Genomic DNA, 24,500 nt, shown 5'->3' with positions numbered 1-24,500 from the left:
CGTCAGCGCAGAGAGTGAAGATAGGGCGGCAGGAGTCAAGATGGATCGCGCGCCGGCGGCGTCGACGGATGCGGATCCAGCCCGAGGCCGGACGGCGAGGGGCGTTGCGGCGAGGCGCGATCGGACGCGTGGAGAATCGGCATCGCGGAGTAGGCCGGGCGCGGGAAAGCGGGCGCCGGCCGCTGCCGGCGCCGTTCGTCTGGTTCTCGTGCCAGCCGCCGGAAAGGGCGGTTCAGGCCCGTTTGCCGGGCCCGGCGTGCCAGATGTCGGTGGCATATTCCCGGATCGAGCGGTCCGAGGAGAACCAGCCCATGCGGGCGGTGTTGCGGATCGCCTTCGCCTGCCATTCGTCCTGCCGGAGGAACAGTTCGTCGAGATGGCGCTGGGTCTCCCAATAGGCCTCGAAGTCGGCGCAGATCATCCACCAGTCGTTGTTGTAGAGGCTGGAGACGAGGGTGTGGTAGCGGGCCGGGCTCTCCGGACAGAAGACGCCGGTGGAGATGGCGTTCACCGCCTCCCTCAGCAGCGGCGTGCGCTCGATGATCGAGCGGCCGCTGTGGGTCTCGCGCCGGCGCTGCGCCACCTCGTCGGCCTTCAGGCCGAAGATGAAGATGTTGTCCTCGCCGACATGCTCGAGCATCTCGACATTCGCCCCGTCGAGCGTGCCGATGGTGAGCGCCCCGTTGAGCGCGAACTTCATGTTGCCGGTGCCGGAGGCTTCGAGGCCCGCCGTCGAGATCTGCTCGGAGAGATCCGCTGCCGGCATGATGATCTCGGCGAGGCTGACATTGTAGTTCGGGATGAAGACCACCTTCAGGAGATCCCGCACCGACGGGTCGGAATTGATGACCCGGGCGACGTCGTTGGCAAGGTGGATGATCTCCTTCGCCTGGACGTAGCTCGGGGCGGCCTTGCCGGCGAAGATCTTCACCCGCGGCGTCCAGTCCTTCTCCGGATGGGCGCGGATCTGGTTGTAGAGGGCGATCGCCTCGATGATGTTGAGGAACTGGCGCTTGTATTCGTGGATGCGCTTGACCTGGATGTCGAAGATCGCGTCCGGGTCGAGGGTGATCGCCAGCCGGTCGGAGATGACGTCGGCGAGCCGTGCCTTGTTCGCCCGCTTGACCGCGGCGAAGCGGTCGCGGAAGCCGGCGTCGCCGGCGAGCGGGTCGGCGTCGCGCAGCTTCTCCACGTCGTCGAGGAAGCCGGGGCCGATCGCCTCGGTCAAGAGGCCGGTCAGTCCGGGATTGGACTCCATCAGCCAGCGCCGCGGGGTGACGCCGTTGGTCTTGTTCTGGATGCGGTCGCGATAGAGGTCGTGAAGGTTGCGGAACACCGTCTCCTTCATCAGCTCGGTATGCAGCGCCGAGACGCCGTTCACCGCGTGGCTGCCGACGAAGGCGAGCTGGCCCATCCTGACGCGCCGGCCGTGGCCTTCGTCGATCAGCGAGATCGCCGAGATCTGGCTGCCGTCGAAGCCCTTCTGCGAGGCCTCGCGGATGACGTCGGCGTTGATCTGGTAGATGATCTGCATCTGCCGCGGCAGCAGCCGCTCGAAGAGGTTGATCGGCCAGTGCTCGAGCGCTTCGGGCAACAGCGTGTGGTTGGTGTAGCCGAAGGTCGCCCGGGTGATCTCCCAGGCCTTGCCCCATTCGTAGCCGTGGACGTCGACCAGAAGCCGCATCAGTTCGGCCACCGACACCGCCGGATGGGTGTCGTTGAGCTGGATCGCGACCTTGTCGGCGAGGTTGTCGAGGCTGTCGTTCTCGCCGAGATGCCGACGGATGATGTCCTGCAGCGAGGCGGCGGAGAAGAAATATTCCTGCCGCAGCCGCAGTTCCTGGCCGGCCTGGTGGGAGTCGGCCGGATAGAGCACGCGGGTGATCGCTTCGGCCTTGTTGGATTCGACCAGCGCGCCGATGTGATCGCCGGAATTGAAGGCGTCGAGGAGGATCGGATCGACCGCCTGGGCGCTCCACAGCCGCAGCGTGTTGACCTGTTCGCCGCGCCAGCCGACGATCGGCGTGTCGTAGGCGACGGCGAGCACCCGCTCGGCCGGCCGCCAGACGTGCCGGGGCGGCTTGCCGGGCTCCTGCTGGGTCAGCACCTTGCCGCCGAAGCCGATTTCGTAGGTCGAATCGCGCCGCTCGAATTCCCACGGATTGCCGTGGACGAGCCAGGTCTCGGGCAGTTCGACCTGGGCGCCCTCGGCGATCTCCTGCCGGAAGAAGCCGTGGACGTAGCGGATGCCGTAGCCGACGCCGGGAACGCCGGTGGAGGCCATGGATTCCATGAAGCAGGCGGCCAGACGGCCGAGGCCGCCATTGCCGAGCGCCGCGTCCGGCTCGAGCAGTTCGACCATGTCGAGCTCGACATTGTAGCGCTTCAGCGCCTCACGGATCGCGCCGGTGAGCTGCAGGTTGTTGATCGCGTCGCGGAGCAGGCGCCCGATCAGGAACTCCATCGACAGATAGTAGACCCGCTTGTCCTTGGACTGGCGGATCCGGTCGGTCGAGGCGAACCACCGGTCGATGATGCGGTCGCGCACAACGAGGGTCACCGCCCGCAGCCAGTCGTATTTGCGCGCCTGCTCCGGGTGCTTGCAGATCGAGTAGGTCATCTTCTCGACGATCTGGCGGGCGAGCGTGTCCGGATCGTTCTGGCGCGGCTCCGGAACCTTCGCGCCCATCGGCTCGATCTTCGGCGTGGCTGACATCAGTGATTCCTCATCGAGTGAATGGCGGCAACGAGACCCCGGGTCGAGGAGTCGCGGCCCTCGGCCGGCGCGTCGCCGGTGACGACGGGGACGAGATTGCTCGCGAGCTCCTTGCCGAGCTCGACGCCCCATTGGTCGAAGGCGTTGATCCCGTAGAGCTGCGCCTCGACGAACACCCGGTGTTCGTAGAGCGCGATCAGGGCGCCGAGGGTCGCCGGATCGAGGGTGTCGTAGAGGATCGTGAGCGACGGGCGGTCGCCGGTGAAGACCCGGTGCGGGGCGATCCGCGCGGCGTCCTCGTCGGAGCGTCCGGCCGCGACGAGCTGCCGGCGCGCCTCCTCGAGGCTGCGGCCCTTCATCAGCGCCTCGCTCTGGGCGAGGCAGTTGGCGAGCAGCAGGTCCTGATGCACCGCCATGTCGGTGCCCTCATGGGCGTTGGCTCCGACCAGGAACTCCACCGGGATGACGTCGGTGCCCTGGTGGATCAGCTGGAAGAAGGCGTGCTGGCCGTTGGTGCCCGGCTCGCCCCAGACCACCGGCCCGCTGATCGCGACCTCGTTTCCGTCGAGGTCGACGCCCTTGCCGTTCGATTCCATGTCGAGCTGCTGGAGATAGGCGGGAAACCGCGCCAGCCGCTGGTCGTAAGGGATGATCGCGCGGGTCGGATAGTGCATGAGGGCGCGGTGGAAATAGCCGACGAGGCCGAGGAGGACGGGAAGGTTCTCCTCCAGCGGGGCGGTCTTGAAGTGCCGGTCGATCGCGCGTGCGCCGGCGAGGAACTCCCGGAAGGCTTCCGGCCCGATCGCCAGCATCAGCGGCAGGCCGATCGCCGACCAGATCGAGTAGCGGCCGCCGACCCATTCCCAGAAGCCGAAGGTCCGGTCCTTGGAGATGCCGAACGCCTCGACCTTGTCGAGGGCGGTCGAGACGGCGGCGAAATGCGCGCCCACCGCGGCCTCGCCGAGGCCGGCGACGATCCAGCTGCGGGCCGTCGCGGCGTTGGTCATCGTCTCGATGGTGGTGAAGGTCTTGGAGGCGACGATGAACAGCGTCGTCGCCGGCTCGAGATGCTTCAGCGTGTCGGCCATGTGCGCGCCGTCGACATTCGAGACGAAATGCGTGCGCGGGCCGTCGTGATAGGGGGCGAGGGCAAGGCTCGCCATCACCGGCCCGAGGTCGGAACCGCCGATGCCGATGTTGACGACGTCGGTGATCAGGTCGTCGCGCGCGCCGAGGATCTCGCCGTTGCGGACCTTCGTCGCGAAATTCGCCATCGCCGTGAGGACGTCCATCACCTCGGCGCTGACCGGGTCGCCGTCGGCGCGGAAGCCGTCGGCCGGCTCGGCGCGCAGCGCAACGTGGAGGACGGAGCGGTTTTCCGTGGTGTTGATCCGCTCGCCGGCGAACATGGCGTCGCGCCTGGCTTCGACGTCCCGGCTGCGGGCGAATTCGAAGAGCGCGCTGCGCGTCTCGGCGTCGATGGCGGTTTTCGAATAGTCGAGGAGCAGGCCGGCCGCGGACGCCGAGAACGATTCGAATCTTGCCGGATCGGCCGAAAACAGCTTTCGGATCCCGGTGGCCCTTGCGGTCTCGGCTCTCCGGTCGAGGGCCGTCTCTGAGGCTGTTCCCGCAGGATCATGCGGTCGGGTCGTGCTCATTCGCCGTGTCCATTCGCTCGTCGGTCGTCCCGCTCCGGGGGCTGGTTTCGCCGGGTGCGGGAAAGAACCGATCTTCGGTTTATGCCTTAGGGTTAGGCAGCGGGCAACCCTGCCGCCAAAACAGTCGAATGCCGCGGCGCGTCGCCGGGACTGCCAGGCCGTCCGGCGCCTCGCCGCCCCGGCTGTTCCGCCGAACGGGACGCGGCGTCAAGTCGCCCCACGGTCAGTCGACCGTCACCGTCTTGGCGTTCATGAAGGCGTGGATGCCCTCCCGCGACAGCTCCCGGCCGTAGCCGGAGCGCTTGACGCCGCCGAAGGGAAGCCGCGGATCGGACGCCGTCATGCGGTTCACATGGGTACCCCCGGTGTCGAGCTCGCGGACGAAGCGCTCGATCTCGCTCTTTTCGTTCGTCCAGACCGATCCGCCGAGACCGAAGTCGGAATCGTTGGCAAGGTCGATCGCCGCGTCGATGTCGGCCGCCTTGAAGAAGATCGCGCAGGGGCCGAACAGCTCCTCGCGATAGGCAGGCGCCGCCTCGCCGACGTCTTCGAGCATCGAGGGCCGGAAGTAGAAGCCCTTGCCGTCCATCGCGCCGCCGGTCGTCAGCCGCGCGCCTGCCGCGACCGAACGGTCGATCTGGTCGGTCAGATCGTCGACGCCGGACTTCATCGCCACCGGGCCGAGATCGGTGGCCGGGTCCATCGGGTCGCCGACCTGCATAGCGTCGAGCTTTTCGCGATAGCGCGCGGTGTATTCGTCGTAGACGGCCTCGTGCACGATGAAGCGCTTGGCGGCGATGCAGCTCTGGCCGTTGTTCTGCATGCGGGCGGTGACGCCCACTTCCACCGCCTTGGCGAGGTCGGCGGAGGGCATCACGATGAACGGATCAGAGCCGCCGAGTTCCAGCACCGTCGTCTTGATCTCAGACCCCGCGGTCGCCGCGACGGCCGATCCGGCGCCCTCGCTGCCGGTCAGCGTCGCGGCGCGGATCCTGCGGTCGCGCAGGATCGGCTCGACCTTCTTCGACGAGATCAGGAGCGTCTGGAACACGCCCTGCGGCGCATCGGCCTCGATCAGCACCTTCTCGATCTCCAGCGCACACTGGCTGACGTTCGAGGCGTGCTTGAGCAGCCCGACATTGCCGGCCATCAGCGCCGGTGCGATGAACCGGAAACACTGCCAGTAGGGGAAGTTCCACGGCATGACGGCGAGGACGGGGCCGATCGGCAGATAGGCGACGTAGTTCCTCGCCGCGGGTCCGGGGCGTTCCTCGTCGGCGATCATCGCTTCGCCGTGTTCGGCGTAGAAGCGGCAGGCCGTCGCGCATTTCTCGACCTCGGCAACCGCCTCCTTGAGGCGCTTGCCCATTTCGAGCGTCGCGATCCGCCCGAGTTCCTCCTTGCGCCGTTCGAGGACGTCCGCGGTGCGGACGAGGAGGTCCGACCGTCGTCCGAAGGACGTTCTGCGCCAGTCCCGGTAGGCGATGGCGGCATTTTCGAGGGCCCGTTCGATCGCCTCGTCGCCGTGCTCGGCGAAGTCTTCGATGACGTCGCCGGTCGCCGGATTGATGCTTTTCGGCATGATCGATTGTCCTATGGCGTTCCGGTCGCGGCAGCGGCTGCCGCGCAGTCGGCAAGCTAGGGTACGATCGCGGCGGTGAAAGACGCGCGGCGCGGCCTTCGAGGTTCAAGGCCGACCGCCCCTCGTCGGGGCGGTGCGCCTCAGTGGTGTCCGGCGGCGAGGCGCTCGGCCGCGGCATCGAGGGACCGGATGGCATGGCGGATCAGCGGCGCATCGTCGGTGTCGTAGGCACCGTGATCGAGCTGCCGGCGCCAAGCATCGATCGCCATCTGCTTTTCGGTCTCCGACAGCCGTCCGTCCTCGAGCAGTTCTTGCGGCGACCCGTAGTTGCCGAGCCGCGGATGTTGAAATTGTGCGACAGTTGGAAAGTTCATCGTCATCGTTCGATCTACTTCGCTACGGCAGGCAACGGCTCCGATCTGCTGCGATCTCCGCCGACCTGCGCGGTGAAACGCCCATCACCACCAAGAGTTATACATTCTGCAGAAGGTCTGTGAGGACGATGCGCCACGATGTCGCACCCAGAAGCTGGGTCCGTATGCCGGTTCAATGACTCGTTCACGGGTGCGGATTGCGGCCGAAAGGGCCGGTGACGCATGTTCGCGACCCCGTGGGCGGCAAAGGCGCCTTGTCCCTTCCGCACGAGACGCGGACGGCCTTTTCCGGCGCCGGGCGGTATGCCGGAGAAGGCCCACACAGCGTGCAGGCCGTCCGCATGTCGGCCGGTCAGATCTTCCCGGCGGCGAGCCTCTCCGCGGCAGCGTCGAGGGAATCGCTGGTCGAACGCACGTTCGAGGCTTCGGGCTCGTCGTGCAGGACGTGCTGCAGAGACGACCGCCACTCGTCGAGAACCGTCTGCTTCTGGGTTGCCGACAGGCGGTCGTCGCCGAGCACATCCTCGGGGCTGCGATAGCTTCCGTGTTTCGGATGATCGAAGTGCGCGTGCTTCATCGGCTCGGTCACCATGATCCGTCTCCCTTCATCGTTCGTTTTTGAACGGAGCGTGCGACGCCGGCCGCGAAGGCCGGTGTCGCCGCCGCCGCCCTGTCGGATGGCTAACGGACGGGGATGGGGATTGTTTCGCCCGGCGCGGCGCGGCGGCCGGCTCCGCGCCACGCAGGGCTCGGAGCATTATCCCGAAAGGTCAGGACCGGACTTCGGAACGGATCACGGGCATACGGGAGAAGGGAACTGGATGACGAGCCAAGCTCGTCGCATTCCGCTTCAGCCTTCGATCCGGACCGGCGCCTCGAGGCTGAACTCCTCGAGATTGTCGGCGCCGCCGCGGTCGACGATCAGAAAATCCGTGACGCTCTCGAGGGCGAGGAGCGGGTGATGCCAGACGTTGCGGCCGTAGTTCACGCCCTGCGCACCGGTGGCGAGGAAGGCGAGCGGTGTTCCGGGCCGGCCGGCCTCGTCGTCCGCGACGACGACCAGCCAGGGGCGCGGCGCGAGCGGAAAGAAGGCCTGGCTGGCCAGCGGGTGGCGCTCCATCAGTGCGATGTCGAAGGGCAGCGACACCGGCGTCGAGCGGAAGATCGCGATCGCCGGCCGGCCCGCCCCGGCGGCGACGTCGACCGTGGCGAGGTCGTGGAAGCGCGTGGTCATCCCCGCATTGATCGGGAAGGCATCGGCGCCGTCCGTGTCGATGACGTCGCCGAAGGGCGCGAAGGCGGCCCGGGTGAGCGGCGCCGGGCGGATGATCTGCATCGGTTCAGGCCTTCTTGCCGTAGAGCCGCAGCCGCGAGACCCCGCCGTCCGGGAAGATGTCGAGCCTGACGTGGGTGACCGGCTCGGCGAGCGGCGTCGTCGCGAATTTTTCGATCGCGTCGGCCCGAAGCTTCGATTCGCCGACGATGAGCGGCCAGTTGCGGCTCGTCGCCTCGATTGCCTCCGGTGCTGTTTCCCCGCCGAGCCGCCCGGCGCGGAGCGTGAAGAGGTCGGGGTAGTTGCCCTTGAAGTGCTTCGTGTCGATGGCGATGCGCTCGATCCGGCCGGCGGTGCCGAGCTTCAGGACGCACCAGTCGTTCCCCGGCACGCGGCGGCGTGCGGTCTCCCAGCCGTCGGCCATGACGGGCGCCCGGCCCGGCGCCAGCATGTTGGCGGGATGGCCGTAATGGGCGTCGTTCCAGGCGACGGCGGTGCCGCCGTTCTCCATCGCCGCGAGATCGATCGTCTCGTCTGCGGCGACGAGGCTCCAGTCCTTTTCGATGGAGCCGAAGACCCGAAGCCGGGCGACGCCGCCGTCCGGGAAGATGTGGAGCTTCAGCCAGCGGACCGGCCGGTCCGCGTCGACGGAAAAGAGATTGTGGCCGTCGCCCGTCAGCGCGGCGCGGGGGACCAGCGTGAACCAGTCCGCCTCTCCGGGCTCGTCGGCGGTGTCGGCCGCCTCGACCATCGCCTCGGGCGGAAAGTTGCCGGTGAAGAAGGAGGTCTCGACGTCGATCGCCGCGATGCGGCCGCGCTGGCCGAGCCGGACGATCGCGTGGTCGTGGCCGGGCGTGCGCTTGCGGCGCGATTCCCAGCCGTCCATCCACTTGCCGTGGTCGTCGAAGCGGTCCGGATAGAAGACCGGCGGCGCAGGATCGATCATCCGCGACTTGTCTGCGAAGAAGTCGTCGGTCGCGAAGGTGACCGCCGTGCCGAGCCGCGGCTGGGCGAGATCGATGCTGCGGCGGGTCAGCTCCGCCGCTTCCGGCAGGGGTCTGGCAGTGATGAAGCGCTCGGAGCTCATGCGGCCTTCTCGTCGAAGATGGACTTTATGCGGAGCCGGGCGATCTTCTCGACCTCCCGGCAGGCGGTGGCGAATTCCAAGTCGCGGTCGTTGTCGAGACGGGCCTTGAAGGCGGAAAGGATGGCGGCCTTGTCGAGGCCCTTCACCGCGACGATGAAGGGAAAGCCGAAGCGCTCGACATAGCGGCGGTTCAGCTCCGTGAACCGGTCGAGTTCGTCGGACGTCAGCCTGTCGAGCCCGGCGCCGGCCTGCTCGGCCTTCGACTGGTCGGTGAGTTCGCCGGAAAGTGCGAGCCGGCCCGCAAGGTCCGGATGCGCCTTCAAGACGCCGAGCCTTTCCGCATCGCTCGCCTCGCGGAACGCCCGGTTCATCGCCCCGGCGAGGCCTTGCGGCGAATCATGCGCGTCGTGGAGCCCCGCGGCATGGGCGCGATCGGCGAGGAAAGGCGAGTGTTCGAAGACCGCGCCGAAGGACGAGAGGAACTCGCCCGCGCTCATCCGGCTCGGCCGGAAGCGCGGCGCATGGGGAAAGTGCTCGCGCCAGTGGCGCGCGACGTCGATCCGCCGCGCCACCCAGACGTCCGGCTTCGACTGCACGTAGTCGAGGAAGCGGGCGAGGGCGGCGGCTCTCGCCGGGCGTCCGACGAGGCGGCAGTGCAGCCCGACATTCAGCATCTTCGCATGGCCCGCCTCGCCCTCGGCATAGAGCGTGTCGAAGGCGTCCTTCAGGAAGGCGAAGAACTGCTCGCCGGAATTGAAGCCCTGCGGGGTCGCAAAGCGCATGTCGTTGGTGTCGAGCGTATAGGGGATGACGAGCAGCGGGTTCGTGCGCGTCTCCTGCCAGTAGGGCAGGTCGTCGGCATAGGCGTCGGAGGCGTAGAGAAAGCCGCCTTCCTCGGCGACGAGTTCCAGCGTGTGCCTCGACGAGCGGCCGGTATACCAGCCGAGCGGGCGCTCGCCCGTCACCGCTTTGTGGATCGCCATCGCCTCGCGCATGTGGGCGCGTTCGTCCTCGGCGGAAAAATCCTTGTATTCGATCCACTTCAGCCCGTGCGAGGCGATTTCCCACTCGGCCTCCTGCATCGCCGCCACGGCTTCCGGATTGCGTTCGAGCGCGGTCGCGACGCCGTAGACGGTCACCGGCATGGAGCGCTCGGTGAACATCCGCCACAGCCGCCAGAACCCGGCGCGGGCGCCGTATTCGTAGATCGATTCCATGTTCATGTGGCGCTGGCCGGGCCAGGCCGCGGCGCCGACGATCTCCGACAGGAACGCCTCGGAGGCCGCATCGCCGTGGATGACGGCGTTCTCGCCGCCTTCCTCGTAGTTGATGACGAACTGGACGCAGATCCGGGCATTGCCGCTGCCCGCCGGGTTCGGCCATTTCGGATCGGGCGGCGTGCGGCCGTAGCCGAGGAGATCGCGGGGGTAGCGCTCTGACATGGGTCGCCTTGCGAGGACGGTGGTCGACCCGCCCATCGGTAGCCGCAGACGGGCGGGGGATCAATCGTCATGCCCCGCGGCGAAGCCGGCGCGAGGCCGGCGAAGGCCCGGCAGATCCGGCGCGAAGCGGCGACGCGCGTTCGGATTGCGGCTCAGCTGTCCATCTTCAGCGCGGCGATGAAGGCTTCCTGCGGGATCTCGACCTTGCCGAACTGGCGCATGCGCTTCTTGCCCTCCTTCTGCTTTTCGAGGAGCTTGCGCTTGCGGGTCGCGTCGCCGCCGTAGCACTTGGCGGTGACGTCCTTCCTGAGGGCCGAGATCGTCTCGCGCGCGATCACCTTGCCGCCGATCGCCGCCTGGATCGGGATCTTGAAGAGATGCTGCGGGATCAGCTCCTTCAGCTTCTCGCACATGGCTCTGCCACGCCGGTCGGCCTGGGAGCGGTGGACCAGCATCGACAGGGCGTCGACCGGCTCGGCATTGACGAGGATCGACATCTTCACGAGGTCGCCTTCGCGGTAATCGGTCATCTGGTAGTCGAAGCTGGCATAGCCCTTGGAGATCGACTTCAGGCGATCGTAGAAGTCGAACACCACCTCGTTCAACGGCAGCTCATAGGCGACGAGCGCCCGCTTGCCGACATAGGAGAGGTCGGTCTGGACGCCGCGGCGCTCCTGGCAGAGCTGCAGGATGTTGCCGAGATAGTCGTCGGGGGTCAGGATCGTCGCCTTGATCCACGGCTCCTCGATGTGGTCGATCCGCACGACGTCCGGCATGTCGGCCGGGTTGTGGAGCTGCAGCGTCGACCCGTCGGTCATCTGGATGTCGTAGACCACCGAGGGGGCGGTTGCGATCAGGTCGAGATCGAATTCTCGCGACAGCCGCTCCTGGATGATCTCGAGGTGCAGCAGGCCGAGAAAGCCGCAGCGGAAGCCGAAACCCAGGGCAGCCGAGGATTCCATCTCGAAGGAGAAGCTGGCGTCGTTGAGCCTGAGCTTGCCCATCGCGGCTCTGAGATCGTCGAAATCGGCGGCGTCGACCGGAAACAGGCCGCAGAAGACCACCGGCTGCGCCGGCTTGAAGCCCGGCAGCATCGTCGCGGTCGGCCGCTTGTCCTCGGTGATCGTGTCGCCGACGCGGGTGTCGGCGACTTCCTTGATCGAGGCGGTGATGAAGCCGAGCTCGCCCGGCCCGAGCGCGTCGACCTGCACCATCTTCGGGGTGAAGACGCCCACTCGGTCGACCGAATAGCGGGCGTCGGTGCCCATCATGCGGATCGTCTGGTTCTTCCGCAGCTCGCCGTCGATGATGCGGACGAGGACGACGACGCCGAGATAGGCGTCGTACCAGGAATCGACCAGAAGCGCCTTGAGGGGCGCCTTGCGGTCGCCTTCCTTCGGGGCGGGCAGGCGCCGCACGATCGCCTCCAGCACGTCCTCGATGCCGATGCCGGACTTCGCCGAGATCAAAACCGCCTCCGAGGCGTCGAGGCCGATCACTTCCTCGATCTGCTCCTTCACCTTGTCGGGCTCGGCGGCGGGCAGGTCGATCTTGTTGAGGACGGGGACGATATCGAGATCGGCGTCGAGGGCGAGATAGACGTTGGCGAGGGTCTGCGCCTCGACGCCCTGCGCCGCGTCGACGACGAGCAGCGCGCCCTCGCAGGCGGACAGCGAGCGCGACACCTCGTAGGCGAAGTCGACATGGCCCGGCGTGTCGATCAGGTTGAGGACGTAGGTCTCGCCGTCCTTCGCCGTATAGTGCAGGCGCACGGTCTGCGCCTTGATGGTGATGCCGCGCTCGCGCTCGATGTCCATCGAATCGAGCACCTGCTCCTTCATCTCGCGGGTATCGAGCCCGCCGGTGTTCTGGATCAGGCGGTCGGCGAGGGTCGACTTCCCGTGGTCGATATGGGCGACGATCGAGAAGTTGCGGATGCGCGAAAGCGGCGTGTCGGCGGGCATGGTGCTCATTGCCCGCGATATAAAGAGAGTTAACGCGTCTTGGAAGCGGCGGATTTCGCGTTGCGGCAGAGATTTGCCGAAGCTTTCGCCGCTCTGGCCCTCAGCGTCCGGCGAGCGCCGCCCGCGCCGTCGCCGACTGACGGTGGTGGGTGTGGCAGATGGCGATGGCAAGCGCGTCGGCCGCATCGTCGGTGTCGAAGGAAGCCTTCGGCATCAGCACCTTCACCATCATGTGGATCTGCCGCTTCTCGCCGTGGCCGACGCCGATCACCGCCTTCTTCACCGCGTTCGGGGCGTATTCGGCGACGGGAAGGCCCGCGAGCGCCGGCACCAGCAGCGCGACGCCGCGGGCCTGGCCGAGCTTCAGGGTGGCGACGGCATCCTTGTTGACGAAGGTCTGCTCGACGGCCGCCTCGTCCGGCCTGTGGGCGTGGACGATGCCGGAAAGACCCTCGTGCAGCTGGCATAGCCGCGAGGCAAGATCGCATTTGGCATCGGACGTCACGGTGCCGCTGGCGACGAAGCGCAGCGAGTTGCCGAGCGTCTCGACGATGCCCCAGCCGGTGCGCCGCAGTCCCGGGTCGATGCCGATGATGCGGATGGGTGCCTCCGTTAACATTTTGTTCAAACCTTCCTCTATCCGAATCGCCGGCGATTGGACAGACGAAACATGAACAAAGATGAAACGCGCCGGGCCGGGGGGAGAACGTCGCTCGCGCCGGGACCAGCATCACGCTATGTTCGGCTCGAACGGAGGCGGTGGCGATGAGCGAGGCCAAGACCATCAAGCGGATGACGGCGGAAGAGTTCTACGCCTGGCAGCTGGAGCAGGACCAGAACTACGAGCTTGTAGACGGCATTCCCGTGCTGCCCGCGAAGGCGATGACCGGGGCCAGCCGCCGGCATGATATCATCACGGTGAATATCCTTCTCCTTCTCGGCAACCAGCTGCGCGGCAAGCCCTGCCGGCCGCATACCGACGACATGACGGTGAAGAACCCTGCCGGCAACATCCGCCGGCCGGACGTCATCGTCGACTGCAGGGGCGGGCCGGACCGGTCCATGGAAACCGGCGAGCCGCGCGTCCTCGTCGAGGTACTGTCGCCCTCGACCATGGCCTTCGACCGTTTTCGCAAGGTCGAGGAATACAAGACCAACGACGGCGTCCGCGTGGTCCTTCTCGTCGCCTCGGAATCGGCCGAGGTGATCGTCTGGCGTCGCGGCGGGGAGGGCGTCTGGCGCTCGGAGATCGTCGAGGGGCGCGATGCGACGATCGCGCTTCCCGAAATCGGCTGTGATCTCGCCCTTGCCGAAGTCTATGAAGACACCGGCCTCGTCGGGCCTGCCGCTCCGGCTGCCGGCTAGGGGCGGATCGCGGCGCGCGGGACCGACCAGGCGGCAGGCCGGAAAATAGAGCCCCCGCGACAGTCGCGCAGGAAACACACTGGCACGAAACGGGAGCGCGGCCGCTCCGTCCCGCGCCGCCCCGCCGGCAGGCCGCCGGTCAGGTCAGGGGGCGCCGGGAACTACTTGCGGATATAGACGCTCGACGAGACGTCGCGCATTCCCAGGGCCTTGAGCTGTGCCGGATTGGCTTTGACGGCGCGGCTGGTGAAACGCAGCCCGATCTGCTTGCCGGCCGTCCAGCAAACCGCGCCCGCCCGCAAGGTGAGATCCGAGACGTCGAAGACGACGAGGCTCTTCGGAAGCTGGCGCTCCGACGGCCGGGCGATGCGCATGCCGCCGTCCGAAATGTCGACGCACATCGCGTCTTCCAGGAAGACCAGTTGGATGTTCAGGAGCTTGGCCGGGCGCAGGCGTGTCCGGCGGCGCTGCCAGCGCCGCCGATTTTGCGGATCCGGAATCACCTCGTCCTTCATGCGATCGTTCCTCCGCAAATCTGACCGTCAACTCCAAAGTCAGTCTGCACTCCTTAATGAACATGTAACGGCTGCGTCGTCATTAGGAGGCTATAGAAATAAACGAAGAGAAGTTCGCAATTGCGAAAGATTTGTCGAAAATACCGCCGGTCTCCTTGCCGCCGATCATCGTGAGAGCGAGGCGGGCGGCAAGGATCGCCGCCGGCGTGATCTTGCGCCGCGGCGACAATCGCAGATTTCATCAGTCGAGGACTGGGACAGGCAAAGCCGATCGACGCCCGCGCCGGCCGATGCCCGGGCGCAAGCCGGCTATGCTCAAGGCCATCGGGACTATCCGAAGACCACCGTCCTCGTGCCGTTCAGCATCACCCGGCCCTCGAGATGCAGCTTCACCGCCCGCGCCAGCACCCGCGCCTCGATGTCGCGGCCGGTGGCGACGAGATCGTCCGGCGACAGGGCGTGGGACACGCGCTCGGTTTCCTGCTCGATGATCGGGCCTTCGTCGAGATCGGCGGTCACGTAATGCGCCGTCGCGCCGATCAGCTTCACGCCGCGCTGGTGCGCCTGGTGATAGGGCTTGGCACCCTTGAAGCTCGGCAGGAAGGAATGGTGGATGTTGATCACCCGTCCCGACAGCTTCCGCGACAGGTCGTCGGAGAGGATCTGCATGTAGCGGGCGAGGACGACGAGGTCGCAGCCCGTCTCGGCGACGAGGTCCAGCAGCCGCTGCTCCTGATCCGCCTTGGTCGCCTTCGTGACCGGCCAGTAATGGAAGGCGACGCCCGCCGCCTCGGCCGTCTGCCGGCTCGCCTCGTGATTCGAGACGATGGCGACCACCTCGGCGTTCAGCCAGCCGACCCTGATCTGGTAGAGGAGGTGGAGGAGCGCATGGTCGAAGGCCGAGACCATGACGACGATCTTCGGGCGCCGCGCGGCGTCGCTCACCGCCAGCCCCATGCCGAAGCGCTCGACGAGCGGCGACAGGCGCTGTTCGAGGCTCTCGCAAGAGACCCCGTCGGCGAAATCGGCGGCGATGCGCAGGAAGAACCGGCCCGATTGGCGGTCGAAGAACTGGGCGCTCTCGGCGATGTTGCCGCCCGCCTCGTAGAGTTCCGTGGTCAGTCCGGCGACGATGCCGGGGCGGTCCTCGCAGGACAGGGTGATGATGTGGCGCGTGGCCATCGGTCGATGTCTCCGTCATTTCCGCCGCCGGGGCCGCGAAGGCATCCCGCCGCCGGCGCCGCTCGCGCCGGTGATTGGCAAAAGTCGCGTCAGAAGGCCAGCCGGGACGCGGGTCCGCGACGCACCGTCCACCGGTCGCGGCCGAGACCATCGCGCGAGATCGGCTTCCCATTGTCATGATCGCGTGGTAGCAGCCCTTGCCATCCCAATTGACGCGCTGCAACAGCGCGAGCGAGCCTTTTGGCGGAGGCATGGCATGGCCCAGATCATCGAGACCCCCACCGGCACGACGGCCCTGACCTTCGACGACGTGCTGCTGCAGCCCGGCCATTCCGAGGTGATGCCGGGCCAGACCAACATCCGCACCAGGATCACCCGGTCGCTCGAGCTGAACCTGCCGATCCTTTCCGCGGCGATGGACACGGTGACCGAATCGCGGCTGGCGATCGCCATGGCGCAGGCGGGCGGCATCGGCGTCATTCACCGCAATCTGACGCCGGCCGAGCAGGCCGAGGAAGTCAAGCAGGTCAAGAAGTTCGAAAGCGGCATGGTGGTCAATCCGGTGACCATCGGGCCGGAGGCGACGCTGGGCGACGCCCGCGCGCTCATGCGGCAATACAACATCTCCGGCATCCCGGTGGTCCAGAACGGCGGCAGGGGCGGCCAGACGCGGGGGCGCCTCGTCGGCGTCCTGACCAATCGCGACGTGCGTTTCGCCACCGAGGACGCCCAGCCGATCGCCGAGCTGATGACCAAGCGCGGCCTCGTCACCGTGCGCGAATCGGTCGATCAGGAAGAGGCCAAGCGCCTGCTCCACCAGCACCGGATCGAGAAGCTCCTCGTCGTCGACGCCGACGAAAACTGTATCGGCCTGATTACCGTCAAGGACATCGAGAAGTCCCAGCTCAACCCCAACGCCGCCAAGGACGTGCAGGGCCGCCTCCTCGCCGCGGCGGCGACGTCGGTCGGCGACGACGGCTTCGAGCGGGCCGAACGGCTGATCGACGCCGGCGTCGACCTTCTCGTCATCGACACCGCCCACGGCCATTCCCAGCGCGTCCTCGATGCCGTCGCGCGGGCACGCCGGATCTCCAACAACGTCCAGATCATCGCCGGCAACGTCGCCACCGCCGAGGGGACCAGGGCGCTGATCGACGCCGGCGCCGACGGCGTCAAGGTCGGCATCGGTCCCGGCTCGATCTGCACCACCCGCGTCGTCGCGGGCGTCGGCATGCCGCAGCTCTCGGCGATCATGGCGGCCGCGGAGGCGGCGGACCGGGCCGGCATCCCGATCATCGCCGACGGCGGCATCAAGTTTTCCGGCGACGTCGCCAAGGCGCTGGCGGCAGGCGCCGCGGCGGCGATGGTCGGTTCGCTGCTCGCCGGCACCGACGAGAGCCCGGGCGAGATCTATCTCCACCAGGGCCGCTCCTACAAAGCCTATCGCGGCATGGGATCGGTCGGCGCGATGGCCCGCGGTTCGGCCGACCGCTACTTCCAGGCGGAAGTGCGCGACACGCTGAAACTCGTGCCGGAGGGCATCGAGGGCCAGGTCGCCTACAAGGGACAGGTGGCGACGGTGCTGCATCAGCTCGCCGGCGGCCTCAGGGCGGCGATGGGCTATGTCGGCGCGGCCAATCTCGAGGAGCTGCGGACGAAGGCGCGCTTCATCCGCATTTCCAATGCCGGCCTGCGCGAGAGCCACCCGCACGACGTGACGATCACCCGCGAAAGCCCGAACTATCCCGGCAGCTGACCGCCTCGGCGACCCGCCCGCTTCGACGGGCGAAGCGTCGTAGCGCGCTCGATGACGGCGATTGCGGCAAGGCTCGCCGACAAGGGGTGCAGCGGGCTTTCGGTCAGCCCCTTGGCGAGGCAGTCGGCGAAGTGGTCGGCCTGATATTGCAGGCCGCTGCCGGCGACAGGGGTGGCGATCGTCTCCGGCCGGCGCTGCGCCCAGGCTTCGAGTGCGGCGTCGGTCTCGGAGGGGGCGCCTTCGTTGCCGTGCCCGACCGCCGCTCCCGATGCGGCATCGGCCGGCATGTCGCCGCCGCGCGGGTCCAGCGCCGTTCCGGCGTGATGCCGGGTCAGGGTCAGCGCCGGCGGGCAGAAGAACGGCCCGGCGAGGGCGATGCGGCCGTGTTCGCCCGACACCATCGCGCCGTTCGGCCCTTCCGTCTCGAAGCCGCAGGAGAGTTTCGCCAGCACCTTGCCGTGCCGCGAAACGAGCGCTGCCTGGCGCAGGCTGCCGGCCTCGTTGCGCTCGACGACGGCGGCGACCTCGTCGGCGGCCCCGAAGAGGTGGTGGGCGAGGGCGATCGGATAGACGCCGAGATCGAGCAGCGCGCCGCCGGTCCGCGGATCGAAGATGTCTTGGTCAGGGCGATAGGCCCGGGCGTAGGAGAGATTGGCCGAAAGGCTGCGCGCCTCGCCGATCGCGCCCGCCGCAAGCAGCGCCCGAAGCCGGACGATCCCCGGCGTGAAGACCATCCACATCGCTTCCATGGCGAGGAGGCCGCGCCGCCGCGCGACGTCGCGGATCTCCGCCGCCTCGACCGAGGTCGGGGCGAGCGGCTTTTCGACGAGCACCGGCTTGCCGGCCTCCAGCGCCGCGATGGCGATGCCGGCATGGGCGCGATTGACCGTCCCGACATAGATCGCGTCGACGTCCGGCCGGGCGAGAATCCGGTCGGTCTCGTCGGCGACGATGCCGTCGCCGAAATCGGCGGTGAAGGCGAAGGCGCGGGTGCCGTCCCGCGAGCCGACGGCGGCGAGAACGCCGCTGGTGGAGTAGGCGAGATCGCCGGCGAAGCGACGGGCGATGCCGCCGGTCCCGATCACGCCCCACCGGATCGGCGCGCGCGTCAACTTCTCGCCCCCCTTTCGTGCCGGAACGGCGGAGGAAGGTCCTCCGCCTCGGGAGGAGCACGAGACGAGCATTGCCCGTCATCCTGCTCCATCGTCTCCTATGCGCATGACCTGTTCCGAAAGCGGTTCCCACTTCTCGGGATCATGCTTCGGCCACGATAGCCGCGTCGACGCCGTGCCGGAAGCCCGCCCCGGCGGGCAAGCTCAGCCCGCGGCGCCCGCCGGCGTCAGCTTCAGCAGCCGGCCGCCGGAGCCGTCCTCGAGCAGGAAGAGCGCGCCGTCCGGCCCCTGTTCGACCTCGCGGATGCGGTGGCCCATCGGGAAGCGCTCGATCTCCTTGGGCTTTGCGCCCAGCGAGACGTGGACGAGCGCCTGGCTTCTCAGGCCGCCGATGAAGCCGTCGCCCTGCCAGTCGGGAAACACCTCGCCGTCGTAGATGACGAAGCCTGCCGGGGCGATCACCGGCGTCCAGGAGATTTGCGGCGCCTGGAATTCGGGCCGGGTGTCATGGTCCGGGATCGGGCTGCCGTCGTAGTTGATGCCGTTCGAGACCACCGGCCATCCGTAGTTCGCGCCGGCCCTGATACGGTTCAGCTCGTCGCCGCCGCGCGGTCCCATCTCGTGTTCCCAGAGCTGGCCCTCGGCGTCGAAGGCGATGCCGAGGGGGTTGCGGTGGCCGAGCGTCCAGATTTCCCTGGCGATCTCGCCCTTGTCCTGGAACGGATTGTCGCTCGGCACTGAGCCATCGTCGTGCAGGCGGACGATCTTGCCGAGATTGGTGTCCATCTCCTCGGCCGGCGTCTTTTTCTGGCGCTCGCCGGAGGTGACGAACATCATGCCGTCCGGGCCGAAGGCGACCCGCAGCGCATATTGGCCCATGCCGGAAACCTTCGGCTCCTGCCGCCAGATCACCTTCACCCCTTCGAGCCGCGGCCGGTCGCCGTCGAGGACCAGCTTGCCGCGGGCGAGCGCCCCGCCATAGCCGCCGTCGCCTTCTTCGGCGAAGGAGATGTAGACGAGGTGGTTCTCGCTGAATTTCGGATGCAGCACCACGTCGGCGAGGCCGCCCTGGCCGCCATAGGCGACGGCGGGAACGCCGGCGACCGGCGTCTTCTCCTTGCCGTCGGCCGAGACGTGGAGGAGGGTTCCGGCCTTTTCGGTCACGAGCATCGACCCGTCCGGAAGGAAGGTCATCGCCCAGGGCTCGTCGAAGCTCGCAACCGCCTCGACGGCGACCTTCGTCCCCTGGTCGCTGGTCACGGTGGTCGCCGCCATGGCGGGCTGGGTGAGGAGGAGGGCGCCGGCGAGCGGCACTCCGGCGAAGAGCTTCAGTGTTTTTGTCGCGAACATCGTTTCCTCGTCGACTGGTGTTTGGCCGGTGTGGCGACGGGCGAGCGAGGCGCGGCGCCAGGCGGGGCGGAGCGCCGGCGGAGCCGCTTGCGCCCTTTGTCCCGGCCTTTCCGGCGTTCCGAGGGCTCGCCTCGCTGGCCGGCAAAACGCTTCCAGGGGCAAGCACTTCGCCGGCATGTCGCGGGCCCGGTCCGGACCGATATGGGGGCACTTGCGGGTTCGGTATCCCCGCCGCCGGTCACTCCGGTTTCACCCTCGCGTGAGGAGGCGGCCCAGTCCCGGCGCGGCGGGCCGGACGTCGTCGGCTTCGCCCCAGGCCTGCGAAACCGCCCGCTCGACCGCGTCGAGGTCGGAAAACACCGTCACTTCGAGCGAGCGCGTCGATCCGCGCAGTTCGGCGACGACCCGCATCAGCTCGTCGCTTTCCCCGATCCCTGCCAGCCGCGCGACGTCGTCGGAGACCACCAGCGCGACATCGAGCGTCTTGGCGAAGTCCTGCAGCCGCGAGGCGGCGTTGATCGTCCGCCCGAGGGCGGTCCGGGCGGGCCGCGCCTGGCCGCCGCCGCCGATCTGGCCGAGGATCGCCGAGCCGCCATGGATGCCGATCGCCACCTGCAGCGGGACCTGCCAGCTGTCCCGGTTCTCCTCGTTCATCGCCTCGACGGTCCTCAGGATCTCCAGCGCCGCGGTGAGCGCGTCGCGGGCGGCGGAAGCGAGATCGTTCTTGCGGTGAAACAGCGCCATCACGCCGTCGCCCATGAACTTGTCGATCTCGCCGCGATTGGCCTCGATCTGCCGCGCCACCCGGTCGAAATAGGCGTTGAGAAGATGCACGACGTCGTAGGGCAGCCACCGCTCGGAGATGCCGGTGAAGCCGCGCAGATCCGCAAACAGCGCGACGACCTCGCGTTCGACGCCGAAGCGGTAGGGATCGGCGAGGTCGGCGACGTCGTAGATCTCGCCGGCGCCGACCATGCGGCGCAGGGTGACGTCGCGGCTCGGCCGGTACTGGCAGCCGAGCCGGACGTTGGGCGGCGCCTTGATCTTCTGCAGGAGAAGCCGCTCGGCCGCGTTCGGTGCGTCGGCGACAAGATCGTGGCCCCTGAGGACGAGGACGCGGCATGTCGAGCAGCGTGCCCGGCCGTTGCAGGCCGAGGCGTGCGCGATGTCGGCGCTGCGGCTGACCTCGAGGACCGAACTGCCCTTCGGCGCCGTCACCGACCGCGCCGTCCCGTCGCCGTTGTCATAGCGCAGGACGATGCGCCGGCCGCCCCCGAGATACGGCCACAGCAGCATCAGGCCGAAGATGCCTGAGAGGGAGACCAGCACGACCGTCTGCACGGTCTGGGCCGCCGCGGCGACCTCCGGCGGAATGGCGGCGATGTCGGTCCGGCGGGCGGCGACCCGACCGGCGGTGACGAAGCCGGTGAAGGCGAAGACGAGGAGGGCGGTGGCGAGGATGGCGAAGGTCGGCGCGAGCCGCTGGTAATCGGATCGGTTCTGCAGCCACTGGCGCATGCCGAGGCAGCCGTGAACCCAGACGAAGCAGAGGAAGACGGTCTGCAGCAGGGCGCCGGCCGGCCAGATCGCGTGAAGCAGCCGGGAATAGCCGACGGTCTCGCCGAACAGGACCTCCGCTCCCCGCGTGCTGACGATGTGCGGGAAGAGGAGGATCGGGATCGACAGGCCGGTGGCGATCTGGACGACCTGCGTCGCCGGCAGCCGCCAGCTGTGGCGCGTGGCGAGCGAATGCAGCGCCAGGCCGACGTGGATGACGAGCGCGCCGTAGAGCAGCAGGGTGCCGACCGGATTGTCCCACACCAGCCGCTTCAGCCAGGCGCCGAAGCCGAGCGCCTCGCTCGAGATATTGCCGAGCGCATGATTGGCGAGGTGCGTCGCCGCGTAGGCGAAGAGCACCATGCCGGTCGCCTGGCGCCAGCGCAGCGGTTCGCGCAGCCGCGGCGGAATCTTCCGCCGCAGCAGCCGGAGAGTGCCGGCGTTCCGCCAGAGGCGATCGCCCGTAGACTGCATCATGCGCACCTTTTCGGGATGACGGCCCCCGGCCGTTGGCGATGCGGCCGGGGCCCGGGCCGCTTCGGGCGGCTGCGGATCCTGCGCCGAAGACCTGATCGTCGCGGCGCTTCTATGGCTTTGCGGCGTATGACTTGTCCATCGACTGGCAGATGATCGCGGCCAGCGCCTCGAAATCGGCCCGCCGGACCGAACTCGGCCTGAAGGCAAGGACCAGCCGCCGCGAGGGCACCGGCGCGCCGATCGCCAGGACGGCGATGTCGTCGCTGCGCGCCTCGTCGGCGACGGCCATTTCCGGCAAGAGGGTCGCGCCGAGGCCGCCGGCCACCATGCGCAGGACCGTCGTCAGGCTGGTGGCGCCGAGGCTCGACAGTTCCGGGTCGGCGGCGGTGCGGCAGATGTCGAGGGATTGCGCCCGCAGGCAGTGGCCCTCCTCGAGCAGGATCATCTTCTGTCGGGAAAGTTCGGACACCGGGATCGGATCGGGCAGCGTCGCCGCCTCGCGTGCCGGCACCGCGAGGTGGAACGGATCCTCGAAGAGCGGCAGCGTCTCGACGTCGTCCCGGTCGAGGGGCAGGGCGACCACCGCGCAGTCGATCTCGCCGTTGCGCAGGTCGTCCATCAGCCGCCCGGTGATGCTTTCCCGCACCTGGCATTCGAGCCGCGGAAACGCCTCGGCCAGCGCCGGAAGCAGGACGGGCAGCATATAGGGTGCGACGGTCGCGATCATGCCCACCCGCAGCCGGCTGCCGAGGAGGCTGGCGCTGCGGTCGGCGAGGCATTCGAGTTCGCGTACCTCGGCGAGGATGCGGCGGACGCGCGAGGCGACGAGCTCGCCGTCCGAGGTCAGCTGCACGCCGTTCGGCCCGCGCTCGAACAGCGTGCTGCGCATTTCCGCCTCCATCTGGGCGATCTGGCCGGAAAGCGCCGGCTGGCTGATGTTGAGCCGTTTCGCCGCGCGCCCGAAATGACGCACCTCGGCGAGGGCCTGGAAATAGCGGATCTGGCGGAGCGTGAACATCGCCCGATAAGTTATTCCGATCGCCGATCGGAGTAAATACGATTGGAGCCGATCGCAGGATGTCTACATAGTAGCTTGGAAAGTTTCCAAGGCCCCGACGGATTCGGGCGCCACCAGCATCGAAAAGGGAGGCCATTCATGGCTGATCGCAACACGCTTCGAACCTCGGCCGGCGCGCCGTGGCCGAACAACCAGGATTCGCTCTCGGCCGGCGAGCGTGGGCCGCTGCTTCTGCAGGACTACCAGCTGATCGAGAAGCTCGCCCATCAGAACCGCGAGCGCATTCCCGAGCGCACCGTGCACGCCAAGGGCTGGGGTGCCCACGGCAAGCTGGTGATCACCGAGGACATCTCGCGCTACACCAAGGCCAAGTGCCTGATGAAGGGCGCAGAGACGCCGATGCTCGCCCGTTTCTCGACCGTCGCCGGCGAACAGGGCGCGGCCGACCACGAGCGCGACGTGCGCGGCTTCGCGCTGAAATTCTACACCGAGGACGGCAACTGGGACATGGTCGGCAACAACACGCCGGTCTTCTTCGTCCGCGATCCGTACAAGTTCCCGGACTTCATCCACACCCAGAAGCGCCATCCGAAGACCAACATGCGCTCGCCGACGGCGATGTTCGACTTCTGGTCCCTGTCGCCGGAAAGCCTGCATCAGGTCACCATCCTGATGTCGGACCGCGGCCTGCCGCAGTCGCCGATGCAGATGAACGGCTACGGCTCGCACACCTTCTCGCTGTGGAACGACGCGGGCGAGCGCTACTGGGTGAAGTTCCACTTCAAGACCGAGCAGGGCCACGCCTTCTACACCAACGACGAGGCCGAGAAGATCATCGGCAAGACCCGCGAGGGCTACCAGGAGCGGCTGTTCAACGCGATCGAGGACGGCCAGTACCCGCGCTGGAAGTTCCAGATCCAGGTGATGCCCGAGCTCGACGCCGACAAGACCGACTTCAACCCCTTCGATCTCACCAAGGTCTGGCCGCACGACCAGTTTCCGGTGATCGACGTCGGCTATTTTCAGCTGAACCGCAACGCCGACAACTACTTCGCCGAGATCGAGAACGCCGCCTTCTCGCCCTCCAACGTCGTTCCGGGGATTTCCTGGTCGCCGGACAAGATGCTGCAGGCCCGCGTCTTCTCCTATGCCGACGCGCATCGCTACCGCCTCGGCACCCATTACGAGACGATCCCGGTCAACCGTCCGCGCGTCGAGGTGCACAACTACCACAAGGACGGCGAGATGAACGTCTATGGCGGCGTTCGCACCGGCAACGAGAACGCCTATTACGAGCCGAACTCCTTTGCCGAGGAAGGGGCGGCGGTCGAGGACCGCTCGGCCCAGGAGCCGCCGCTGCGCATCAGCGGCAATGCCGACCGCTACGACCATCGCATCTATGACGACTACACGCAGGTGCGCGCGCTGGTCATGAAGGTGATGGACGAGCCGCAGCGCCAGCGCCTCTACAAGAACATGGGCGGCGCCATGGCCGGCATTCCGGCGCCGATCGCCGAGCGCTGGTTCGGCCATCTGAAGCAGGTGCATCCGGATTACGAGGCGGGCGTGCGCGCCGCCTGGAACGAGGCGAACGCCACGGCGGCCTACATGCCGAACTCGCATCCGGTGACCGACGACACGCCGCAGCTGACCTCCGGCGACGCGGCGGACGGCAGCGCCCAGGCTGCCGAGTAGGACGGCAAGCCCTCGACCGCGCCCGCCGCTTCCGGGCGGGTGCCACGAGGGGATCGGACGACGAACCAAAAATGTCAGAAGGGGCCGGGCACGCGTCCGGCCCCTTTCGTTCGCGACGACCCGGCGACGGCCCGGCTTCGGCGCCCGGATGCGCGACGCCGGCGTGTCTTCGACTTTCCCGTCTTCCTGCGGCCGCAGATCGAGCCGGCCTTCGGGGCGATCATTTCTTCGTGTCGGCCGCGGGCGCAGCGTAAGCATCCGGCCTGGGCCGCGGCGATCAGTTGATCCGATTCTGGCTCTTGGCGAAGGCTGCTTTGCCTACGGTTCGGCGGCGGGCGAGCTTGGCGACGCGTTTCCGGATATCGTCCAGGTCGATG

Annotated in this window: 19 protein-coding genes; 3 read left to right on the top strand and 16 right to left on the bottom strand. The window is 67.8% G+C overall.

What is annotated here, in order from left to right:
• Positions 1 to 232 precede the first annotated feature (232 nt).
• The 10 genes from J1C47_RS20450 to ruvC form a co-directional block, all read right to left on the bottom strand.
• On the bottom strand, positions 233 to 2,716 hold the full coding sequence (locus tag J1C47_RS20450) for a glycogen/starch/alpha-glucan phosphorylase (protein WP_207352657.1): 2,484 nt from the start codon (positions 2,714 to 2,716) through the stop codon (positions 233 to 235).
• Entirely contained in the window at positions 2,716 to 4,374 is a 1,659-nt protein-coding gene (gene pgi, locus J1C47_RS20445; protein ID WP_207352656.1) for a glucose-6-phosphate isomerase, read from the bottom strand. Before pgi ends, J1C47_RS20450 begins: the two co-directional genes overlap by 1 nt.
• Before the next feature lie 223 nt (positions 4,375 to 4,597).
• A complete protein-coding gene (locus J1C47_RS20440; RefSeq protein WP_207352655.1) occupies positions 4,598 to 5,956 on the bottom strand; it encodes an NAD-dependent succinate-semialdehyde dehydrogenase in 1,359 nt (452 codons plus the stop codon).
• Between the two features lie 140 nt (positions 5,957 to 6,096).
• The gene (locus J1C47_RS20435) at positions 6,097 to 6,330 is read right to left on the bottom strand and encodes a hypothetical protein (protein ID WP_207352654.1); all 234 of its coding nucleotides are present in this window, start codon (positions 6,328 to 6,330) and stop codon (positions 6,097 to 6,099) included.
• Between the two features lie 352 nt (positions 6,331 to 6,682).
• Complete coding sequence (locus J1C47_RS20430; protein WP_207352653.1) at positions 6,683 to 6,922, bottom strand: hypothetical protein; 240 nt, start codon at positions 6,920 to 6,922, stop codon at positions 6,683 to 6,685.
• Between the two features lie 258 nt (positions 6,923 to 7,180).
• Positions 7,181 to 7,666 (bottom strand): ureidoglycolate lyase, encoded by a 486-nt coding sequence (locus tag J1C47_RS20425; protein ID WP_207352652.1) that lies wholly within the window; start codon positions 7,664 to 7,666, stop codon positions 7,181 to 7,183.
• A gap of 4 nt (positions 7,667 to 7,670) precedes the next feature.
• The gene (alc, locus tag J1C47_RS20420; protein WP_207352651.1) at positions 7,671 to 8,690 is read right to left on the bottom strand and encodes an allantoicase; all 1,020 of its coding nucleotides are present in this window, start codon (positions 8,688 to 8,690) and stop codon (positions 7,671 to 7,673) included.
• Entirely contained in the window at positions 8,687 to 10,132 is a 1,446-nt protein-coding gene (gene puuE, locus J1C47_RS20415) for an allantoinase PuuE (protein ID WP_207352650.1), read from the bottom strand. Before puuE ends, alc begins: the two co-directional genes overlap by 4 nt.
• A 152-nt stretch (positions 10,133 to 10,284) precedes the next feature.
• On the bottom strand, positions 10,285 to 12,096 hold the full coding sequence (gene lepA, locus J1C47_RS20410) for a translation elongation factor 4 (RefSeq protein ID WP_207352685.1): 1,812 nt from the start codon (positions 12,094 to 12,096) through the stop codon (positions 10,285 to 10,287).
• Positions 12,097 to 12,196: 100 nt separating this feature from the next.
• Positions 12,197 to 12,715: a crossover junction endodeoxyribonuclease RuvC gene (gene ruvC, locus J1C47_RS20405; RefSeq protein WP_207352649.1), complete on the bottom strand. Its 519-nt coding sequence runs from the start codon at positions 12,713 to 12,715 to the stop codon at positions 12,197 to 12,199.
• A 146-nt stretch (positions 12,716 to 12,861) separates the two neighbouring features.
• Here ruvC and J1C47_RS20400 point away from each other — a divergent pair, with 146 nt between their 5' ends.
• The gene (locus J1C47_RS20400; protein WP_207352648.1) at positions 12,862 to 13,461 is read left to right on the top strand and encodes a Uma2 family endonuclease; all 600 of its coding nucleotides are present in this window, start codon (positions 12,862 to 12,864) and stop codon (positions 13,459 to 13,461) included.
• Between the two features lie 161 nt (positions 13,462 to 13,622).
• Here J1C47_RS20400 and J1C47_RS20395 read toward each other — a convergent pair whose 3' ends face one another.
• Together J1C47_RS20395 and purU are read right to left on the bottom strand one after the other, a co-directional pair.
• Entirely contained in the window at positions 13,623 to 13,976 is a 354-nt protein-coding gene (locus J1C47_RS20395; protein WP_207352647.1) for a PilZ domain-containing protein, read from the bottom strand.
• A 330-nt stretch (positions 13,977 to 14,306) separates the two neighbouring features.
• Positions 14,307 to 15,158, bottom strand: a complete 852-nt coding sequence (gene purU / locus J1C47_RS20390; protein WP_207352646.1) for a formyltetrahydrofolate deformylase — start codon at positions 15,156 to 15,158, stop codon at positions 14,307 to 14,309.
• Positions 15,159 to 15,414: 256 nt separating this feature from the next.
• Between purU and guaB the strand changes: the two genes are divergently transcribed.
• Entirely contained in the window at positions 15,415 to 16,914 is a 1,500-nt protein-coding gene (gene guaB, locus J1C47_RS20385; RefSeq protein ID WP_207352645.1) for an IMP dehydrogenase, read from the top strand.
• Here guaB and J1C47_RS20380 read toward each other — a convergent pair.
• The 4 genes from J1C47_RS20380 to J1C47_RS20365 all read right to left on the bottom strand — a co-directional run bounded on the left by J1C47_RS20380 (position 16,899) and on the right by J1C47_RS20365 (position 22,428).
• Entirely contained in the window at positions 16,899 to 18,026 is a 1,128-nt protein-coding gene (locus J1C47_RS20380; protein WP_207352644.1) for a Gfo/Idh/MocA family oxidoreductase, read from the bottom strand. The two genes, guaB and J1C47_RS20380, sit on opposite strands and share 16 nt — an antisense overlap.
• Positions 18,027 to 18,230: 204 nt before the next feature.
• On the bottom strand, positions 18,231 to 19,376 hold the full coding sequence (locus tag J1C47_RS20375) for a PQQ-dependent sugar dehydrogenase (RefSeq protein WP_207352643.1): 1,146 nt from the start codon (positions 19,374 to 19,376) through the stop codon (positions 18,231 to 18,233).
• Positions 19,377 to 19,625: 249 nt separating this feature from the next.
• The gene (locus J1C47_RS20370; RefSeq protein ID WP_207352642.1) at positions 19,626 to 21,410 is read right to left on the bottom strand and encodes an adenylate/guanylate cyclase domain-containing protein; all 1,785 of its coding nucleotides are present in this window, start codon (positions 21,408 to 21,410) and stop codon (positions 19,626 to 19,628) included.
• Positions 21,411 to 21,519: 109 nt separating this feature from the next.
• Entirely contained in the window at positions 21,520 to 22,428 is a 909-nt protein-coding gene (locus J1C47_RS20365) for a hydrogen peroxide-inducible genes activator (protein WP_207352641.1), read from the bottom strand.
• 138 nt (positions 22,429 to 22,566) lie between these two features.
• Here J1C47_RS20365 and J1C47_RS20360 point away from each other — a divergent pair, with 138 nt between their 5' ends.
• Entirely contained in the window at positions 22,567 to 24,123 is a 1,557-nt protein-coding gene (locus tag J1C47_RS20360) for a catalase (protein ID WP_207352640.1), read from the top strand.
• Positions 24,124 to 24,500 lie beyond the last annotated feature (377 nt).

The sequence above is a fragment of the Jiella sonneratiae genome (assembly GCF_017353515.1).
In the GTDB taxonomy this organism is placed as follows: Bacteria; Pseudomonadota; Alphaproteobacteria; order Rhizobiales; family Rhizobiaceae; genus Jiella; species Jiella sonneratiae.
The sequence above is the reverse complement of the archived record's forward strand: the minus strand, read 5'-3'. Positions and strand labels throughout refer to the sequence as shown.